17 protein-coding genes are annotated in these 19290 nt (G+C 62.5%); 10 read left to right on the plus strand and 7 right to left on the minus strand.

Annotated features, from left to right (window positions below; translation table 11 throughout):
* Positions 1 to 129: 129 nt before the first annotated feature.
* Both H2LOC_RS01095 and H2LOC_RS01100 read right to left on the minus strand, forming a co-directional pair.
* Positions 130 to 1077, minus strand: coding sequence for a family 2A encapsulin nanocompartment shell protein (locus H2LOC_RS01095; protein WP_136494708.1), 948 nt, complete (start codon positions 1075 to 1077; stop codon positions 130 to 132).
* 348 nt (positions 1078 to 1425) lie between these two features.
* A complete protein-coding gene (locus tag H2LOC_RS01100) occupies positions 1426 to 2064 on the minus strand; it encodes a helix-turn-helix domain-containing protein (RefSeq protein ID WP_136494709.1) in 639 nt (212 codons plus the stop codon).
* A 269-nt stretch (positions 2065 to 2333) separates the two neighbouring features.
* On the opposite strand from H2LOC_RS01100, the gene H2LOC_RS01105 reads away from it, so the two are divergent.
* Positions 2334 to 2831, plus strand: a complete 498-nt coding sequence (locus tag H2LOC_RS01105; RefSeq protein WP_136494710.1) for a GlcG/HbpS family heme-binding protein — start codon at positions 2334 to 2336, stop codon at positions 2829 to 2831.
* 132 nt (positions 2832 to 2963) lie between these two features.
* Complete coding sequence (gene epsC, locus H2LOC_RS01110; RefSeq protein ID WP_136494711.1) at positions 2964 to 3911, plus strand: serine O-acetyltransferase EpsC; 948 nt, start codon at positions 2964 to 2966, stop codon at positions 3909 to 3911.
* A gap of 166 nt (positions 3912 to 4077) precedes the next feature.
* Here epsC and H2LOC_RS01115 read toward each other — a convergent pair whose 3' ends face one another.
* Positions 4078 to 5667: an alpha-amylase family glycosyl hydrolase gene (locus H2LOC_RS01115; protein ID WP_136494712.1), complete on the minus strand. Its 1590-nt coding sequence runs from the start codon at positions 5665 to 5667 to the stop codon at positions 4078 to 4080.
* Positions 5668 to 5852: 185 nt separating this feature from the next.
* On the opposite strand from H2LOC_RS01115, the gene H2LOC_RS01120 reads away from it, so the two are divergent.
* The 3 genes from H2LOC_RS01120 to H2LOC_RS01130 are packed head-to-tail and all read left to right on the plus strand — an operon-like array spanning position 5853 to position 10026.
* Positions 5853 to 7823, plus strand: a complete 1971-nt coding sequence (locus H2LOC_RS01120; RefSeq protein ID WP_425487349.1) for a beta-galactosidase — start codon at positions 5853 to 5855, stop codon at positions 7821 to 7823.
* The gene (gene galK / locus H2LOC_RS01125) at positions 7820 to 8983 is read left to right on the plus strand and encodes a galactokinase (protein WP_136494714.1); all 1164 of its coding nucleotides are present in this window, start codon (positions 7820 to 7822) and stop codon (positions 8981 to 8983) included. The genes H2LOC_RS01120 and galK overlap by 4 nt, the downstream gene beginning before the upstream one ends.
* Before the next feature lie 2 nt (positions 8984 to 8985).
* Positions 8986 to 10026: a UDP-glucose--hexose-1-phosphate uridylyltransferase gene (locus tag H2LOC_RS01130; RefSeq protein WP_136494715.1), complete on the plus strand. Its 1041-nt coding sequence runs from the start codon at positions 8986 to 8988 to the stop codon at positions 10024 to 10026.
* 5 nt (positions 10027 to 10031) lie between these two features.
* Here H2LOC_RS01130 and H2LOC_RS01135 read toward each other — a convergent pair whose 3' ends face one another.
* The 3 genes from H2LOC_RS01135 to H2LOC_RS01145 all read right to left on the minus strand — a co-directional run bounded on the left by H2LOC_RS01135 (position 10032) and on the right by H2LOC_RS01145 (position 12947).
* A complete protein-coding gene (locus tag H2LOC_RS01135; RefSeq protein ID WP_136494716.1) occupies positions 10032 to 10928 on the minus strand; it encodes a radical SAM protein in 897 nt (298 codons plus the stop codon).
* The gene (locus tag H2LOC_RS01140) at positions 10918 to 12198 is read right to left on the minus strand and encodes a DUF763 domain-containing protein (RefSeq protein ID WP_136494717.1); all 1281 of its coding nucleotides are present in this window, start codon (positions 12196 to 12198) and stop codon (positions 10918 to 10920) included. The genes H2LOC_RS01135 and H2LOC_RS01140 overlap by 11 nt, the downstream gene beginning before the upstream one ends.
* Before the next feature lie 239 nt (positions 12199 to 12437).
* Positions 12438 to 12947 carry a hypothetical protein gene (locus H2LOC_RS01145; protein ID WP_136494718.1) on the minus strand — a complete coding sequence of 170 codons (510 nt, stop codon included), beginning with the start codon at positions 12945 to 12947 and terminating at the stop codon, positions 12438 to 12440.
* A 337-nt stretch (positions 12948 to 13284) separates the two neighbouring features.
* Between H2LOC_RS01145 and H2LOC_RS01150 the strand changes: the two genes are divergently transcribed.
* The 3 genes from H2LOC_RS01150 to H2LOC_RS01160 all read left to right on the plus strand — a co-directional run bounded on the left by H2LOC_RS01150 (position 13285) and on the right by H2LOC_RS01160 (position 16676).
* A complete protein-coding gene (locus H2LOC_RS01150; protein WP_246206931.1) occupies positions 13285 to 14958 on the plus strand; it encodes an urease accessory protein UreH domain-containing protein in 1674 nt (557 codons plus the stop codon).
* Positions 14959 to 14966: 8 nt separating this feature from the next.
* On the plus strand, positions 14967 to 15497 hold the full coding sequence (locus H2LOC_RS01155) for a flavin reductase family protein (RefSeq protein WP_136494719.1): 531 nt from the start codon (positions 14967 to 14969) through the stop codon (positions 15495 to 15497).
* A 120-nt stretch (positions 15498 to 15617) separates the two neighbouring features.
* A complete protein-coding gene (locus H2LOC_RS01160; RefSeq protein ID WP_136494720.1) occupies positions 15618 to 16676 on the plus strand; it encodes an alkene reductase in 1059 nt (352 codons plus the stop codon).
* A gap of 16 nt (positions 16677 to 16692) precedes the next feature.
* On the opposite strand, the gene H2LOC_RS01165 is transcribed toward H2LOC_RS01160, so the two are convergent.
* Positions 16693 to 17304 carry a poly-gamma-glutamate hydrolase family protein gene (locus H2LOC_RS01165; protein ID WP_136494721.1) on the minus strand — a complete coding sequence of 204 codons (612 nt, stop codon included), beginning with the start codon at positions 17302 to 17304 and terminating at the stop codon, positions 16693 to 16695.
* 227 nt (positions 17305 to 17531) lie between these two features.
* On the opposite strand from H2LOC_RS01165, the gene H2LOC_RS01170 reads away from it, so the two are divergent.
* Both H2LOC_RS01170 and H2LOC_RS01175 read left to right on the plus strand, forming a co-directional pair.
* Positions 17532 to 18098 carry an HPF/RaiA family ribosome-associated protein gene (locus H2LOC_RS01170; protein WP_136494722.1) on the plus strand — a complete coding sequence of 189 codons (567 nt, stop codon included), beginning with the start codon at positions 17532 to 17534 and terminating at the stop codon, positions 18096 to 18098.
* A gap of 54 nt (positions 18099 to 18152) precedes the next feature.
* On the plus strand, positions 18153 to 19289 hold the full coding sequence (locus H2LOC_RS01175) for a CapA family protein (RefSeq protein ID WP_136494723.1): 1137 nt from the start codon (positions 18153 to 18155) through the stop codon (positions 19287 to 19289).
* Position 19290 lies beyond the last annotated feature (1 nt).

Raw genomic sequence — 19290 nt, forward strand, 5'->3', positions numbered from 1 at the left:
CATGCTCGGAAGGGATTTCCGGCGAAGCGGACGCCGCTTTTCGCAAGGAAAACCCGATCAATGTCGAGCCCGGAGAATTCGCGGTTCGAGGCGAACCACAAATTCTCCCGCCGCCGGCGCGGTTTGGGTTCAGGCGTATTTGTCGTCGTATTTGTGGAATTTGCCGACGTCGACGTCTTCCAGGACGCCGAGAGCGTCATGGGTCAGCACCGCCGCCGAGCAGTAGAGCGAAATGAGATAGGACGCGATGGCCTTGCGGTTGATGCCCATGAAGCGGACCGAAAGACTGGGCGCCACCTCGCCCGGCACGCCCGGCTGAAACAGGCCGATCACGCCCTGTTTCTTTTCGCCGGTGCGCAGCAGCAGGATGTTGGTCTTGCCGTTCTCGTCGATATAGAGCTTGTCGCTCGGCACGAGAGGCAGGCCGCGCCAGGTCAGGAAGGGCGAGCCGAACAGGGTCACCGTCGGCGGCGGCACGCCGCGACGGGTGCATTCGCGTCCGAACGCCGCGATCGCGCGCGGATGGGCGAGGAAAAAGGCCGGCTCCTTCCAGACCCTGGAGATCAGTTCGTCGAGATCGTCGGGCGTCGGCGCTCCGGTCCGGGTCTTGACCCTCATCGACGGCGCCGCATTGGCCAGGAAGCCATATTCGGCGTTGTTGATCAGTTCGGCTTCCTGCCTCTCCTTCACCTTTTCGGTGAGGAGGCGCACCTGCTCCTGAATCTGGTCGTAAGGATGATTGTAAAGATCCGAAACGCGGGTCTGAACGTCGAGAACGGTCGTCACCGCATTCATCGAATATTCGCGCGGCGCGTCTTCATAGTCGACGAAGGTTTCGGGCAGATCGGCGTCGCGGTCCCGCGCGGGGCTGCATTGCACCACGGCGTCGCTCAACGCCGAAGATTCCTTGACGCGGTTCAAGCGGTAGATGCCCGCCTCGACGGGCACCCAGGGCAGGAACGACACTAGCCAACGCGGCGTGATGCCGGACCATTGCGGGCGCGTCTTGGTCGCGTTCGCAAGTTGCCGCGCCGCCGATTCGCTCAGCGTGCGACGTATTTCTGGTTCTGTGGTCATTACTTTTCCCCGGAAAAAAGGGTCCAAGCGAACGCCCCGGATTATGGGACGAAACCTGCGGACGCCGCGTCGAGAGGCGCGACGCGTCTTACGGCCGCTATATATCAACGGCCAAGTTGCGGTCGCAAGTATAAAATTGGTAGAATTGCAAGTATCATGACCTCTAAATATTACAAAACTTGTAGACCTATACAATAATTCTAGACTGTTGCGTTCCTGAAATCGGCTCGGCGCTTTCGGCCCGATGTTGGAGCGCGTTCGGTTCAAACGCAGTCGAACGGGCTCCAGATCTCATTGACGGAGCGTGTTCTTTTCCAAAAACCGCTTCGCACTTTTCGGGAACATGCTCTAGGCGCAGGCGCCGAAGCCCGTTTCGTAGGACATCACGAGATAAATTATCGCGGGTACGACGCCGAGGTTGCGATAGCTGTGCGGAACGTCCGCGAGAAAATCAGCGGCGTCGCCTTCGTCGAGCTGAACGGCGGGTTCCCTGCCCACGACGATCTCCACCGCCCCTTTGGCGACGATGACATTTTCCTTGGTTCCGGGGGCATGCGCCTCGGCGTGCTCGAGATGGCCGGGGCCGATGGTTATTTCGTAGAACTCGACCGGGCGTTGGCCGTCGAACGCGAACAGGGGGCGCGAAACGAAACGGCCTTCGCTGGAAGAGATGGAGCGAAGCGCGCTTCTTCTGACGATGCGCACGCCCTGCCGCTGCTTCGAGGCGACGAGGCTGCCGAACGGAACGCCGAGAGCGTTCGCTATCCGCCAGAGCCGATCGATCGTCGGAGCCTCCGAGCCGGATTCGATTCGCCTCAGTTCGTCCTCGTCGAGGCCGGTCAATTCGGTCAGGCGCTTCAGCGAGCGGTTCTCGCGCCCGATCAACCCCTGCAATCGTTCCGATACGAGCGCCGCGAGCGCATCCGCATCTCGCGCGCCGGGGCTGCGACGATGCCGGGTCCTGGTGGGTTGATCTGGCGTTTCCATTTGATAAAGTCCGTCATCCAAGAGTGATATGCTAGGGGCAAACCAGCTCTGGGTCAAGCGCGGCCGCATTCTGCGGTGGGCCCCTCAATCTGATTTATCCTGGTAGAATACCATTATGTAATAAATACTTATGAATAACCTTGGCTAGGCGAGCCTGGGCGTCGGGCCAGTTGGTTCTGACTCTGGGCTATTACAATAATATATCTATACACTAGGAAAATGGACTGCTATCCTTGGTCGTCACGCTTACCGCAAACAGGTTGAAACCAATGACGCCCAAGCTGTTGTTTTCGTCTTTCGTGTCGGTCGCCCTGCTTTCCTCGCTCCCGGCGCCCGCCCAGGCTGAACTGCCGTCCATAAAGATCCTGTCGGCGCAGGCCGCGTTGACGATCGGCCAGGCCGCCTATGACGCCTGCGTGCAGCAGGGCTATCACGTGTCGGTGACCGTGGTCGGCGGCGAGGGGCAGGTCGTCCTCGGCCTTCGCGGCGACGGCTCTTCGCCGCACACCCTCGAAAACAGCCAGCGCAAGGCCTACACCGCTCGAACCTTTCGGGTGTCGTCGGGCGAATTCGCCCAGCGCGTGAAGGACAATCCCACTTCGGGCCAGGCGCATCTCGCCGGTGTGATCGCCATTCAGGGCGGCTTGCCGATCAAATTGGGAGACGCCGTGATTGGAGCTGTCGGCGTCTCCGGCGCGCCCGGCGGCGAAAAAGACGAAGCCTGCGCGAAAGCCGGCATCGACAAGGCCGTCGATCAACTCAAGTGATTTGGTCGGGGACGCGCCGGGCCGGGATCGGCGGACCGTGGGCTTCGATCGCGTTGCTCTCTCGCGGCGCGGCGCGTCCCGAAGCCCAATCATTGAGAACCGGATGCGCCCCATCTGCTGCGGAGACAATGAATGACGAGGCATGTAGAACCGCATGCTTTAAAGGAAGAGGGGATCGCTCTCGCGGAGATCGTGGCTGCGCTGCGGGCTTTGCGCCGGAGCTCCCAGCGATCGCGCTACAGCAATGGCGTGGTGCCGCGTTTGCCTTCGCGCGAGGCGATCCTCGAGATCGTCGAAAGTCTGGTCGGCGTTCTTTTTCCCCGGCATTTCGGGGCTCCGGACGTGAGCGAGGAGAGCGTCGACGGCTATCTGATCTATAAGCTGGACGCGGCGCTGAGGTCTTTGCAGGAACAGGTGAGGCTGGAGCTCGACCTGTTCGGCGAGGGAGGCCACGCCACCGCGGCGGCGCGACAGGCCAAGGCCGAGGAAGTCGTCCGCGTTTTCGCCCGCTCCTTGCCGCGATTGCGAGCCGTGCTCGACACCGACATTCGCGCCGCTTTCGACGGCGATCCGGCGGCGAGAAGCATAGACGAAGTGGTCTTCTGCTATCCCGGCGTCGCGGCGGTCATCAGGCATCGTCTCGCGCATGAGCTTTACGCGCTGGGCGTGCGAATGCTCGCGCGCATCGTGAGCGAGATCGCGCATTCGCAGACCGGCATAGACATTCATCCGGGCGCGCAGATCGGCGAAAGCTTTTTCATCGATCACGGAACCGGCGTCGTGATCGGCGAAACCGCCCGCATCGGCAAGGGCGTCAGGATTTATCAGGCGGTCACGCTGGGAGCCAAGCGCTTCGAGCAGGACGGGGCCGGCGCGCTCGTCAAGGGACAGCCGAGACACCCGATCGTCGAAGACGACGTGGTGATTTACGCCGGCGCTACGGTTCTGGGGCGGATCACCATCGGGCGAGGCTCCTCCATAGGCGGCAATGTCTGGCTCACCCATAGCGTGCCGCCGGGAAGCAACATAACCCAGGCCAAAGCCTGCGTCGAAACCTTCGGCGACGGCTCAGGGATTTGAAGCGGCTTCGCGCAGTCATTGCGAGGAGCGTAAGCTCCACGGCAACCCAGAGGGACTGGCGCGGATCTGGATCGCGTCGCCTTCAGCTCGCGGATGACGGCGAATGGATCAGTCGTAACTCGTACGATATGACTTTGGCGCATCAGGAGAGCGCCGCGCCTTGGTTTTAGGCTTGCAGAATCAGTCCCTCATTGGGGCGCAGCTCGACCATCCCGCCGGCGCATTCTCCCCCACGATCGCCATGGGTGGAAATCGCGACGACGGCTCCGACGTCGTCCGGAAGTCGCCATGTCCGCGGCTGGTTCGAAAAATTCAGCGCGATGAAAAAACGTTCGCCGTCTTGCGCGCGCTCATAGGCGAGCACGTCTTCGTCCTTTGAAAGCAGCCGCCAATCCCCGACGCAGAGCGCCAAATGCGCGCGCCGGCAATGCAACAATTTGCGCACCAGGAGCAGGATGGAGGTATCATCCAGTTTCATGCGCGCGACATTGCGCTTTTCCCAATCTTCCGTGAGCGGCAGCCACGGTTCATGCGCAGAAAAGCCGGCGTGAGGCGAGGCGTCCCATTGCATCGGGGTGCGGGACGGATCGCGCCCGACTCCGGCATCGGGTTCGCGTTTGGCCCAGGGGTCTTGAATCCGCTCCGGCGGAACCGCGACGCGCGCGAGACCGAGTTCGTCGCCATAATAGAGCGTCGGCGTGCCGCGCAGCGTCAACAGCAGCATGGCGGCGATGCGGGCCTGCTCGTCTCCGACGCGGGCGGCGACGCGCGGCCGGTCGTGATTGCTGAGGACCCAGTTGGGCCAGCCTCCGTGCGTCTCGCGCAGCGCCTCTTCGTAGCGCTCCACGATATCCGCGATTTCCCGCGCGTTCCATGGCGTATTCAAAAGCTGGAAATTAAACGGCAGATGCGCGCCGCGGAGATTTTCGCCGTAATAGGCGACGAGGCGTTCGATAGGCAGATAGATTTCTCCGATGAGGACGCGGTCATCGAATGCGTCGACCACTGTGCGCATCTCGGCGACGACCTCATGCACTTCCGGCTGGTCCTCCGAATAAAGCGCGAGCAGCCGTTCGATCCCGGGTCGATCCTGGGTCCAATCCGGATTTGGAGGGTTATCGCGGAAGGCGGCGTCCTTCATCAGATGCCACATCACATCGACGCGAAAGCCGTCCACGCCGCGTCGCAGCCAGAAGCGCATCACGTCATGGATCGCGGCGCGAACCTGCGGATTGCGCCAGTTTAGATCGGGCTGCTCGGCCAAATAGGCGTGATAGTAATATTGGCGGGTGTTTTCATCCCAGCTCCAGGCCCCGCCGCCGAAATGGCTGAGCCAATTGTTGGGCGGCGCGCCGTCGGGCTTGGCGTCGCGCCAGATATACCAATCGCGCTTGGGGCTGTTCCTGGAGCGCCGGCTTTCCGTAAACCAGGGATGGGCTATCGAGGTGTGGTTCGGCACGAGATCGAGGATGATCTTCAAGCCCTTCGCGTGAGCGTCGCGGACGAGTTCGTCGAATTCGGCCAGGGAGCCGAACATCGGGTCTACGCCGCAGTAGTCCGAGACGTCATAGCCGAAGTCCGCCATCGGTGAGGGATAGATCGGGGAAATCCAGATCGCCTCGACGCCGAGCCAGACGAGGTGATCCAGCCGGCGCCGCAGGCCGCGAAGATCGCCCACGCCGTCGCCGCTCGAATCCTGGAACGAGCGCGGATAGACCTGATAGACGACCCCGGATTTCCACCACGCGAAACGCATGTTCGATCCTCGAAATTTCCCTTGAGCGCAGACTATGGCCGGCGCTTTACAGAAATAAGAGGCGCGGAACGCCCAGGGCGACTTCGTTAAACGCTCGTCATGAAGCCGTCAGAAACTCGCGCCGACTCGCGGCCTGGAGTGTCGAATCCAGTCGCGACAACCGGGCGGAGCGCGAAAACTTGACGATCAAACAAAGGCTTGGCGTATGCTATTACCCTGAACAGTGGCCGCGGTCGTTTTGGGCCGAAGATGCGCGAAGAATGCGTGAAATCGGCATCGCCGTCGTTCGCATCGGAGAATTCGCCTGGTCGCGATTGGAGCCGAGGGAAGGCTTTTATCAGTTCGATTGGCTCGCCGGCGCCCTGGAAATATTGCATCGCGCGGGGCTCGAGGTCGTCCTCGGCACGCCGACGGCCACGCCGCCCAAATGGCTGGTGGACAAAATGCCCGATATGGCGCCGCTCGGCGCCGACGGCGCGCCGCGCAAATTCGGTTCGCGGCGGCATTATTGTTTCAGTCACGAAGGCTACGCCCGCGAATGCGATCGGATCGTCGAAGCCCTCGCCTGCGCCTTTGGAGAGCATCCCGCCGTCGTCGGCTGGCAGACCGACAATGAATATGGCTGCCACGACACGGTCGAGAGCTACTCGATCGCCGCCCGAGACGCGTTTCGCAAATGGTGCAGGTCGAAATACGAAACCACGGAAGCCCTCAACCGCGCATGGGGCAATGTCTTCTGGTCGATGGAACTCGGAAGCTTCGACGAAATCGAGCTTCCCAATCTGACGGTGACCGAGCCGAATCCCTCGCATCTCCTGGACTTCAAGCGCTTTTCATCCGATCAGGTCGTAGCGTTCAACCGCCGTCAGGTGGAAATCATACGCAATCACTCGCCGGGCCGCGCCATTCTTCATAATTTCATGGGGGCCTTCGACGCCTTCGACCATTATGCGGTGGGGGCAGATCTCGACATGGCCGCCTGGGACAGCTACCCGCTCGGTTTTCTCGAACGCAGCCGCCACAGCGACGAATTCAAGACCCGCTACATGCGCCTCGGCGATCCGGATTTTCAGGCTTTCCATCACGACCTTTATCGCTCCTGCGGTCGGGGGCGCTGGCAGGTGATGGAGCAGCAGCCCGGCGCCGTGAACTGGGGCGCGTGGAACCCGGTTCCCGCCCCTGGCGCGGTCCGGCTCTGGACTTACGAGGCCTTTGCGGCGGGAGCGGAGGTCGTCAGTTTTTTCCGCTGGCGGCAGGCGCCTTTCGCGCAGGAGCAAATGCATGAGGGCCTGCTCCTGCCCAACAGCGAGCCCAACGAAGCTTATTTCGTCGCCGGCGAAATCGCGCAGGAGCTGAATCGGATGGAGGCGCGGGCCGAAAGCGCGCGCGCTCCCATAGCGCTGGCATTCGATTACGAGAGCGCCTTCGCCTGGCGCATTCAGCCGCAGGGACAGGACTTCTCCTATTTCGATCTCGTGAGCGCCTTCTATCGCGCGCTTCGCAAGCTCGGGCTTTCGATCGACGTCGTTCCCCCAGCGCCGGAAGAGATGAAAGGGCGCAAGATGATCCTTGCGCCGGGCTTGTTCGCCGCCCGTCCCGAACTCGCGGCGGCGATGGCGCAAAGCGGCGCGCTCGTCCTGCTCGGGCCGAGATCGGGGTCTAAAACGAAGGATTTTCAGATCCCCCTCGCGCTTCCGCCCGGAGATTTCGGAAGTTTGCTCGGGGTAAAGGTCCGCCGGGTCGAGAGCCTGCGGCCAGGGGTCGCCCTTGCGATCCGGGACCTGCCGGGAGCGCATTTTTCGGGCTGGCGCGAATTTATTGCGCTCGGCGAGGAAGCCGAGGCTGCGCTCTGCTGCGAGGACGGCGAGGTCGCGCTTTCGAGGCGCGATAATTTCTATTATCTTTCGGGGAATCCCAACGACGAGTTGCTCGATGCGCTGCTGAGGCGGTTGCTGGCGCAAGCCGGAGCGGACATAATCGATTTGCCGCAGGATATAAGGGTCCGGGACAACGGCCCTCTGCGATATGTGTTCAACTATGGGTCGGAGCCAGCCGACATATCGGAAATCGCCGGCGACGCGGTTTTTCTTCTGGGCGGCAAAACCCTCGATCCCTGCGGCGTCGCCGCTTTCATGCGCAAAGACGAAGCCGAATGAAAATGGCGGTCGAGCTTGCTTCGGCGTTTCAACGCCGCTTCGGGGCTGCGCCGAGGATCATCCGGGCGCCCGGCCGCGTCAATGTGATCGGCGAACACACCGATTACAACGACGGCTTCGTGCTGCCGGCGGCGATAGAGCTTGCCACCTACGCCGCCATAGCGCCGCGGCCGGATCGACGGCTCGTCGTGCATTCCATCGCCTTTGCGGAAACGCTCGAGTTGGACCTCGACGACCCCGCGCCGATCGCGCTCGGGAACTGGGGCGATTATATTCGCGGCGTCGTGACGGAGCTGCAGAAGCTGGAGCGGATCGGGGGCGCGAATATCATGCTCGGCGGCGATTTGCCGTTCGGGGCCGGGCTTTCCGCCTCGGCGGCGCTGGAGGTCGCGGTCGGGTTCGCGTTGTCTCTCAATTCCGGCGCACCGGTCGACAGGACGCAGCTCGCCCTGTTGTGCCAGCGCGCCGAGAATGATTTCGTCGGGCTGCAATGCGGCATAATGGATCAATTCATTTCCTGTTGCGGCAGGGAGGGCAGCGCCTTGCTGCTCGATTGCCGCCGTCTCGAGGCGCGGCCTGCGCCGATCGGCGCCGACGCCCGGCTGGTGATCTGCGACACGACGATCCGTCACCAATTGGCTTCCAGCGCCTATAATGAAAGACGAGAGGAGTGCCGCCAAGCGGTCTCAATTCTGTCTTCGGTCATTCCCGGCGTAACGGCGCTGCGCGACGTCACGGTTCAGCAGTTCGAGCGCCATGAGGCTTTGCTTCCAGAACCAATTCGCCGCCGCGCCCGGCATGTCGTCACCGAAAACGAACGGACGTTGCAGGCGGCGGCCGCATTGGAAGCGGGGGATATGGAGGAATGCGGCAGGCTCATGAACCAGTCGCATCGCTCATTGGCGGAGGATTACGAGGTCAGTTGCCCGGAGGCCGATGTGATGGTGAGGCTGGCGCAGGCGGTTTCGGGCGTTTTCGGCGCCAGGATGACTGGCGGCGGCTTCGGCGGATGCGTGGTGAGCCTCGTCCGCGCCGGCGAGGTCGAGCGCTTCATCGGTTCCGTCGGCGAAGGCTACCGCAGCGCCACCGGCCTCGAGCCGAGAATCTTCTGCTCTGCGCCTTCCGCGGGCGTCGGCGAAATTTCGATCGAAGCGCCATAGAAATGAGCTTTCTGCAGGAATCCCCCCATCGGCGTTTCAATCCCCTGAGCGGCGATTGGGTGCTGGTCTCGCCCCACCGCACCAAGCGTCCCTGGAGCGGGCAGATCGAGCCCGCCGCCGGCGCTTCGGCGCCCTCGCATGATCCGGGCTGCTATCTCTGCCCCGGGGCGGTCCGCGCCAATGGCGCGCAGAACCCGGCCTATGAGAGCGTTTTCGTCTTCGATAATGATTTCGCCGCGCTTCAGCCTCATGTCACCGTCGAGGCCATCGACATCGGTGGCCTGCTGACCGCCAGAACCGAGCAGGGCCGCTGCCGCGTGATCTGCTTTTCTCCCCGCCATGATCTTTGGCTCGCGCGCATGGACGCAAAGGACATCGCCGAAGTCGTCGAGGCGTGGCGGCGCGAGTTCGTCGATCTCGGCGCGCGGGACGACGTGAATTACGTCCAGATTTTCGAGAACCGCGGGCCCATGATGGGCGCCAGCAACCCCCATCCGCATTGCCAGATCTGGGCGAGCGCCAGCGTTCCGAACGAACCGGCCAGGGAAGATCGTTTCCAGGCCGATTATCTGAAGCGCAATTCGCGCTGCCTCCTGTGCGATTATCTCGCCAAAGAGACGCAGGCGAGGGAGCGCATCGTCTGCGAAAACGACAGCTTCGTCGCGGTTGCGCCGTTCTGGGCGGTGTGGCCGTTCGAGCTGCTGCTGCTTTCAAAGCGCCATCTGGGGGCGATCGACCAGTTCACGGAGCCGGAGAAGCGCGATCTCGCCGCGATGCTGAAGTCGGTCTGCGTGCGCTACGACAATCTCTTTCAAACGCCGTTCCCCTATACGATGGGGTTTCATCAGCGTCCGACCGACGGCGGGGATTACCCCCATTGGCATTTTCATGGCCATTTCTATCCGCCGCTGCTGCGCTCGGCCTCGATCAGAAAATTCATGGTGGGGTTTGAACTCCTGGCCTCGCCCCAGCGCGACATCACGCCCGAGGCGGCGGCGGAACGCCTGAGGGCCTGTTCGGAACGGCATTATCTGGAGCGGTAGAGGGCTTATAGGCCGCGCGCCCAGGCCGGCCGGAGCGGAGCCGCCTCCGGTTCTGCTATTGCCGCGCGCAATTGCTGGAGCAGGCGGGTCTTGTCCGCCCCCAGCGTGCCCTTCAGCACCAGCCAGTTGGAGGCGTGGTCGCTGCGGAATACGGTCCGCTTCAGCTCCAGCTCCGACAGAAACAGCTCCATTTCCTGCATCAGGCCCGTCACCGACAGCGGCTCCCAGCCGGGAAATTTCTCACGAAAGCGCTGCTCTCCGAGCGGGAAGCTCACGACGAGCGTCGCCAGAAACTCCGGCTGCGCGGCGTTCATCAGCGCCGCCGAATTGACCGCATGTTGCCGTGACAGCGCTCTTCCGCCGAGGCCGTTGAGGATCATCACCGAGCGCTTGATCCCGGCCTCCCGGAGCTTATCCAGCGCCTCCCGCGTGGTGGCGAAGCTTTCGCCCTTTTCGACGCTTGCGAGGGTTTCGTCGTCGCCGGATTCGGCGCCGACATAGACCAGCGTCAGGCCGAGATCGTTGAGTTCCTTGAGCTCCGCGGCGGTTTTCTTGCGCAGATTGCGGGGCAGGCAATAGCTCGAAACCCGCCGCACGCCGGGCAGCTCGCGCTTTATCGCCTCCAATATTGCGGCAAGGCGTCGGATCGACAGCGTCATGGCGTCGCCGTCGGCCAGAAAAACCCGCTTCACGCCTTCGCCGTAATATTCGCCGCAGAGCCTTATGCTTTCCAGCACTTCCTGCTCGTCGCGAGGACGGAAGCGCTTTTGCGGGGCGGTGTACATTTCGCAAAAGGCGCAGCGGTTCCACGAGCAGCCGTCGGTCACGGGCAGGATGAGGGAATCCGCCTCGCTCGGGGGGCGATAGACCGGTTCGACGTAGCGGACGGGCTCAATGGTCATTTTGCCGCTGTGTGTCGGCTTCCCGGCCGTCTTGTTCTCGAACGGGCGGCTGCTCCCAGCCGAACACGCTTCTTCCGCCATATTCATGGGAGCGCGAGGTCTCCTCGGCGATGAAGTCGGGCAGGGAAGGGCCGGACGCGAAAGCTTCCAGCCGCCGCGCCTGCGCATCGAGCCTGCGCAGCGCCTCGAGCCTGTCGTCATTGCCGAGCTTTGCGCTGGAGACCGCGCTTTTCAAGACTTCGATGGTCTTGTCATAGACCTTCAGCGGCGCCGGAAAGGGATGTCGGTCCTTGCCGCCGTGAGCCAGCGAGAAGCGCGCCGGATCGGAAAAGCGGCACGGGGCGCCGTGCACCACTTCCGCCACCTTGGCGAGCGAGCGCACCGTGCGGGCGCCGACGCCCGGAACCAGCAACAGATCGGCGAAGTCCGTCGGCCCGCATTCGGCGGCGGCGGCGAGCGCGCCGTGCAGCCTGCGCAGCATCACGTCGCCTGGACGGACGTCGTGATGGTCGGGCATGACGAGATGGGGCAGCAAAGGCTGGGCCGGCGGCGGTTCCGCTTCGCCCTTTATCGCGGCCATCTCGCGGACGATCCCGTCCGGGCCGAGATTGTGCAGAAGATCGAGCTGGCCCGCCCGCGAGGCTTTCGCCCTGCGGTCGGTGAGATTGACGATATTGCCCTGGTTCTCGCCGTCGATTGCGGCATGGGGCGCCTCGACGAAACTCTTCAGGCCTTCCGAGAGCCAGTGATAGCGGCGGGCGAGGGCCGAGTCGCCGTTCATGCCCTGCTGCACCACCACCCAGTCGCCGTCGTCGGTGACGACGAAGCTGTGCAGGTAGATATCGAAGCCGTCCTGCACGGCGGCGCTGTCGACCTTGGCGACCAGCCGGCTGGCCCTCGCCAGCGCCTCTCCATCAAAGCCGACGCGTTCGCCGAGGGCGGCGAGCTCCAGCGGCGTCTGACGCGAATGCTTGCCCCGGCCGCCGCAGACATGGATGCCGAGTTCCCCCGAAAGCGGCGCGAGCCCGCGTTTCAGCGCGCCCATCACGCTCGTGGTCACGCCCGACGAATGCCAGTCCATGCCCATGACGGCGCCGAAGGACTGGAACCAGAATGGATGAGCAAGGCGGCGCAGGAACTCCTCGCGCCCGTAGTGATGGGTGATCGCCTCTGCGATCACCGCGCCGAGCCGCGTCATCCGCTGGCCGAGCCAGGCGGGAACCCGGCCGTTGTGGAGCGGCAGATCGGCGCTGCCTGATCGTCGAGCCACGTAGCCTCCAAGGTAGCGAGTCGCATTGGAAAATGCGCCCGGGAGGGTCCGGGCGCAAGCGCAGAACAATATGAGCGCGCCGATATTTACCGCGGCGCTGCCACTCGCTCAGGGGAAGCGGGGCCCCGCTTCGCGCACATCCGAGACAAGATTTTGCAAGCCCATCTCAAACGGCGGCTCGAGCGGGTTCCGCGCGCGGAATGAGCAGCATGCTTGTGCCGCCGCTCCATGGATGCCCGCTATTTCCCGATGAACGCGGCATATCTTGCGAGTGTAGGTCCGTCCAGTTTATTCATACGAGATATGTAAATGTCCTTGTTCTGCTCCCACTCGTGGCAAAGTGTTTCAAGCCGTGGGCTGGTGTGGCGGTATGCGCACCATTTCCTGACGGGCGGGGTCACTTGTTCAAGCGCTCGCTTCACCCTATTGCGGCATGAGTCTATGTATTCAGATAAATAATACGTCTTCGTGTGGCCGCGCTGTGTTACGGTTTTACTTTCGGCATTATGATCCATGTATTCGTCGGCGGTAACGCAATCTGCGTCCTTTTTGTCTGCGCTGATCCAATAGGCAATCGACCAGCTTGGGTCTTCGATGCGGGCGCCCAAGGTCGGGGGAACCGAGAGATCGTTGATTTCTCGTTCGTATTTCTCATTGGATCGGCCAATAGCCTCCCTGTCCATATTCGCGTAAAATATCACCCCGGCGATCCAAATCCCCAGGAAAACGAGATATTTCAAGGAATTCATGGAAGCCTCTGCAAGCTGGCCGCTACATAGCCGTGAGCGCTCGAGACAATGACCGTCCCCGGTTGATATTTTGTTCACCGGACCGCAACTGCGGCGTTGTCGCGGATCGCGCCGGGCAACCGGCGGTGCGAGCCTCGTTTGCCCCGTGACTTTCTGGGAGCCGTCGAGCGCTTCTTGAAGCGAGGCTTTTGCGTTCCGCAAAAAGCGCCTCAGAAAGAGGGCGTGACCTTGTCACGCGTCGCCGCAAGATTCCTGCGGGCGCCGTTGAACCCCTGCGGCGTTCGGCCCTGTCGAATTCCCTTGCATCGGAGCGGGCTTGACGCGCAATGTCAGCCGAATGACGGCAGTTGAGGCCATGGTCCCGGTCGAGGCGATGCTGCATGTCCATGGCATGCATTGCCACGGCTGCGAGCATATTATCGAAACATCGGTCGGCAAGCTGCCGGGGATCCTCGAGGTCAAGGCGGACTATGCCGGCGAAACCGTCTCGGTGGCGTTCGACCCCAAGAGCGTCGACCTCGCCGCAATCAGAAAGGCGATCGAGCAGGCCGGCTATCGCACTTTTGAACTCGGCGACCCTGCGAGACGCCGGGGGCCTTTATACAGGCTCCTCGCCGCGGCCTCTGGCGTCGCCGCGATTCTGCTGATCGTCTTTTTCGATACGCAGTGGATCGGCGGAGCAGTAGAGCCGGACGTCGCCCGGCATCTCAGCCTCGACCTCATCTTTTTGCTCGGGCTGCTCACCGGCTTTCATTGTGTCGGCATGTGCGGCGGCTTCGTGCTCAGCTATACGGCCGACGACGCCGCGGAAGGACGCCACTCTTATCTTTCCCATATTCTCTACGGCGCCGGAAAAACGCTGTCCTATGTCGCGATCGGCGCGGCCTTCGGCTTTCTCGGCGCTTTCGTCGCCTTCACGCCTTTGCTGCGCGGCATGGCGGGCCTGTTCGCAGGATTGTTTCTGATCGTCTTCGGCTTGAACATGCTGGGCCTGTTTGCGCCGTTGCGCCGCTTTCGGCTGGGGCTTCCCGCGCCGCTTCAGCGCTTCGTGTTCAGCGAGCAGAAACGGTCACGGCATCGTCCCTTCGTCATCGGCTTGCTCAACGGGCTGATGATCGCCTGCGGCCCCTTGCAGGCCATGTATGTGATGGCCGCCGGCACAGGCAGCGCGTTTGAGGGCGCCAAGATGCTGCTCGCCTTCGCGCTAGGAACTCTTCCGGTGTTGCTCGGCTTCGGCTTCGCGGCCACGCTGATCTCGAGCGCCGTTACGCATCGTCTGCTGAGGACTTCGGGCATTATCGTTGTGGTCCTCGGCGCGGTGATGATCAATCGCGGGCTGATCCTCACGGCTTCGGGCTATGATCTCTCTTCGGCGATAGAACGGTTGGGCGGGACCAGCGGATCAGGCCGCCAGTCCGAGCCGCTTGCGGAAAACGAGACGGCTCATGGGAGCGGCGCGGCCGAACCGCTGCCGGCTTTCCAGACCATAAGGATGCAGGCGGACGAATTCGGCTATGCGCCCAACCGCTTCGTGCTCATCCGCGGCGTGCCGGTCAAATGGGTGATCGACGGAAAAAGGATCACGACCTGCAACCGGCGCATCATCGCGCCCGGGCTGGGGTTGGAGTTCGACGTTAGGCAAGGCGCGCAGACGATAGAGTTCACGCCAAAGACCGTCGGCGTCGTTCCCTGGAGTTGCTGGATGGGCATGTTGCGGGGCGAATTCGACGTCGTGGAGCGGCCCGGCGCCCTCGCGGCCGGGCGGAGCGCCTCGGCGGCATCGGCGCAAGTCGCCGCCTCAAGGCAGGCGCCGTCTCCATGCGCGTCCGTCGGCGAACTTGTCGTCGCGGCCGGGGACAGTTTGCGCGGTTTGGCGAAGCGCTATTATGGCAAGGCGAAGTTCTGGAATGAAATTGCGGCGGCCAATCCCGGCCTCGATCCATTGCGGCTTCGCCCCGGAATGAAAATCAAGCTGCCGCGGCCCTTGTGCGAACCGCGGAAAATCCCTTAGGCGCAGCGATGAAAAAACTGGCGCTTTCGAAGGTCTATCAGTTTCTGGAGCCGGGACCGGTCGTGCTGCTCGCCACCGCGCATAAGGGCGCATCCAACGTCATGACCATGTCATGGCATATGATGGTGGATTTCGAGCCGCCGCTGATCGCCTGCATCGTCAGCAATCGCGATCACAGCTTCAAGGCGCTGCGGGCGACGAAGGAATGCGTCATTGCGATACCTCCCGTCGAGCTGGCCGAGAAAATAGTCGCCATCGGCAATTGCTCCGGGCGCGACGTCGATAAATTCTCCGCCTTCGGGCTGACGCCGCGGAAGGGCGCGCTGGTTTCCGCACCCTTGATCGCCGAGTGTTTCGTAAATATCGAATGCCGCGTGATCGACACCCGCCTCGTAAATCGTTATTGCCTTTTCATCCTCGAGGGAGTCGAAGCCTGGCTCGACCCCGCGCAATCGGGCGCGAAAGCCCTGCACCACAAGGGCTTCGGCAGGTTTATCATCGACGGCGAGACAATCGAGCTGAAGTCGAATATGCCCTGATCAGGCGCCGGGCTGCTATCCCGTGACTTGCCGCCGGGCGAATGAATGGTTAGAGGCGTTGTCGTTCCAAAGACTTGTCCCCCGGCGCAATGCCGCTCCAACAATAATAGGCTGCTGGAAATGTCCAATTTGTTTCAGCCCTTGAAAATCGGCGCTCTCGAACTGCCCAACAGGATCGTCATGGCGCCGCTCACGCGCTGCCGGGCGGTGGAAGAGCGCACGCCCAATGCGATGATGCGAGACTATTACGTTCAGCGCGCCTCCGCCGGACTCATCATCTCGGAAGCGACCTCGGTCACACCCATGGGGGTGGGCTACGCGGATACGCCCGGCGTGTGGTCCGATGCGCAGGTCGAGGGGTGGAAGGAGATCACACGCGCCGTCCACGCGGCGGGCGGGCGCATTTTTCTGCAATTATGGCATGTCGGACGCATCTCGCATCCGACCTTCCTGAACGGCGCCCAGCCGGTCGCTCCGAGCGCTATCGCCGCGGAGGGCCATGTCAGCCTGTTGCGGCCGAAGCAAGCTTATCCCGTCCCGAGGGCGCTGGATCTCGCCGAAATCCCCGAGGTCGTAGCCGCTTATCGCCTGGGGGCCGAGAACGCCAAAAAAGCGGGCTTCGACGGCGTCGAGATTCATGGCGCCAACGGCTATCTGCTCGACCAGTTCCTTCAGGACAGCGCCAACAAGCGGACCGACCGATATGGCGGCTCGATCGAGAACCGCGCACGCCTGCTGCTCGAAGTGACGGACGCCGCCATCGAGGTGTGGGGAGCCGATCGCGTGGGCGTGCATCTCGCCCCGCGCGGCGACTCTCAATCCATGGGCGATTCGGACCCCAAGGCGCTGTTCGGATATGTCGCGCGCGAACTCGGCGGGCGTCGCATCGCCTTCATCTGCACCCGCGAACACGCCGGGCCCGACGCCCTCGGCCCCTATCTCAAGAAGGAATTCGGCGGGGTTTTCATCGCCAATGAGGGCTTCACGCGGGAGACGGCCGAACAGGCGCTCGCCGCCGGCGAGGCCGACGCCGTGGCCTTCGGCAAGCTGTTCATAGCCAATTCCGATCTCGTCGAGCGATTCCGCCGCAACGCGCCGTTGAACGAGCCGGACCTCGCCACCTTCTACGCCAAGGGGGCCAAAGGATATCTCGATTATCCGACTTTGGCCCTGGCCTGAGGGAGCTGGAGAAAGCTCAGCGCGCCGGATAGGCGAGCGCCTCGGAATGCTTTTGCTCCCAATCCAGAAGCGGGCCGCGCACCGCCTTCGCGAAAACGTCCCTCGCGAAGGCGTCGCCGCGAAAGCGGTTTCTGAGCGATCGGGGCAGCTCCACCTGGATTCCTGCGCGCAGACGGCCTCTGTTGCAGATGTTTTCAGGATGTCTGCCCTGCATGTGATGGTCGACCGAAACCGGAAATCCCGCTCGCTCCAGAGCGGCGCCGATCCTGTCGCGCATATCGAGCCGCAATCCGCCCATCCAGATGGTTTGTCCGTCGCCGGCGTCGGCGCGGCCGTGGATCGCGATCGCGATTTCGCTCGCCTCGACGAGCGCCAGCCCTCTCGGTTCGTCGAAGCGCGCCGAGGTGATGTGCAGGCGCCCGCCCGGTAGCAGAGACTCGAAGCAATAGAGGGAAAAATCCTCCGCCGCGATCAAGGCCGCGGTTTCCGAGGTTCCGGGCTCTATCCTGCCGCCGTGAGGCGCGACGACGGACACGGATGAGCATCTATCTTTGACGCGGACGCGAAAGCTCGCTCCTTCCCGCTCGCGGGCGAGAAGTTCGGCGTAGCAGCTGTATTTGTCCGACATTTGTGGTTGACGCTCGTACAATGGTGAGGCTTGCGGGCTGCGCCATGATCGCCCGATCCAAGCCAGGCGTGCAAGACGGTCGGGGCGGGAGCGGTTCTTTTGCAGCCAGGCTCCCGTCGCGACAAATCTTCACGCCGCAGCGCGCGCGCTTGATTTTCTCGCCGCGGCCTCAAAGTGCAATGAAGGAGCTTGGGCGGCAGGCGCCCGAGAAAAGAGGGGGCGTTCCCATGCAGGTTCCGCTCGATATTTCCTTCCAGAATTCAGAGCCTTCCGAGGAAATCCGCGCCGAAGTCGAACGGCAGGCCAAGCGCCTGGAAAAATTCCACGGGCGCATAACCAGCTGCAACGTGACCGTCATCGCACCGCAATCGCGGCATCAGAAAGGCGGGATCTACAAAGTCGACATTCGGATCGCAATGCCCTCGCACCGGGACGTTTTCGTAACCAGATCGCACGAGGACGTACCCGAACATGAACATTACGCCGTCGCGATCAAGGACGCCTTCAGCGCCGCGCAGCGCCAGATCGAGGATACGGTTCGCGACATGCGCGGCGACGTGAAAAGCCACGAGGTCGAGGACCACGGCCGCATATCCAAGTTTTTTGCCGGCGAGGATTACGGTTTCATCGAGACTTCCGATGGTCGAGAGGTCTATTTTCACCGCAACAGCGTTCTCGACGACGCGTTCGACCGCCTCGTGGTCGGTTCGCAGGTGAGGTTCGTCGAGGAAATCGGCGAGAAGGGGCCACAGGCGAGCACGGTTCGCGCCGTCGGAAAGCATCATTTGGATTAGGGCGCCGGAAAAAATTCGAGGCCGAAGCTTCGGCTGCGCCTTCGGAGTGCGAAGATGAGCGTTTTCGAAGCGCCCAGCGCAGGCAAGACCGTTCGCATCTTTCTTTGTGGGGATGTGATGATTGGCCGGGGCATAGACCAGATCCTCCCCCGGCCCTGTCCACCCTTGCTGCATGAGCCCTACCTCGCCTCGGCCATGGACTACGTCAAGCTGGCCGAACAGGCATCCGGGCGGATAACGGCTCCGGTCGATCTCTCCTATCCCTGGGGCGCCTCGCTGGAAAAGCTTGAATCGAGGCGCCCGGATATTTGCATCGCAAACCTCGAGACCAGCGCGACGACCAGCGAGGATTACGAAGCAAAGGGCATCAATTACAGGGTAAGCCCGGCCAACGCAGCGTGCCTGCGCTCGCTCGGCGTCGATATTTGCGCGCTCGCGAACAACCATGTTCTCGACTGGGGGCAGGGGGGGCTTCTTGAAACCCTCGATACGCTCGAGAGATTGGGAATTCGGACGGCGGGCGCCGGACGCAATCTTAAGGAAGCGCAAGAACCGGCAGTCTTCCCGCTTCCCGGAAGAGGGAGGGCGGTCGTCTTCTCCTTCGCTCTGCCGAGCGGCGGAACGCCGCGACATTGGGAGGCGACTCGAGACAGGCCAGGGGTAAACTTTCTTCCCGATCTTTCCGGAGAAAGCCTCGACCATGCCTGCGATATCATAGGAGCTTCGCGCAAGCCTGATGATCTGGCCGTCGTCTCCCTCCACTGGGGACCGAATTGGAGCTACGAAGTCCCTGAGGAACAACGATTGTTTGCTCACGGATTGATGGACCGGGCCGAAGTCCGGATCGTCCACGGCCATTCCTCGCATCATCCCAAGGCCATCGAAATCTACCGCGACCGCCTCATACTTTACGGATGCGGCGATTTCCTGAACGATTACGAGGGGATCGGGGGGGACGAGACTTATCGCGGCGATCTCTCGCTGATGTTCTTCGCCGACATCGACGCAGATAACGGCGAGCTCGTCGCCCTGGAGTTGGCGCCCTTGAAGGTCAGGCGGCTACGGCTAGAGGCAGCCTCACCCGAAGACGCAGAATGGATGGCGCAGAAGCTCGACAGTGAAAGCGTCCCGTTCGGCGTCCGGGTCAGGAAAATCGCTCGGGATTCGCTGAGGGCCGAGCCGGCTCTGTGAT

The sequence above is a fragment of the Methylocystis heyeri genome (assembly GCF_004802635.2).
GTDB classification, from domain to species: Bacteria; Pseudomonadota; Alphaproteobacteria; order Rhizobiales; family Beijerinckiaceae; genus Methylocystis; species Methylocystis heyeri.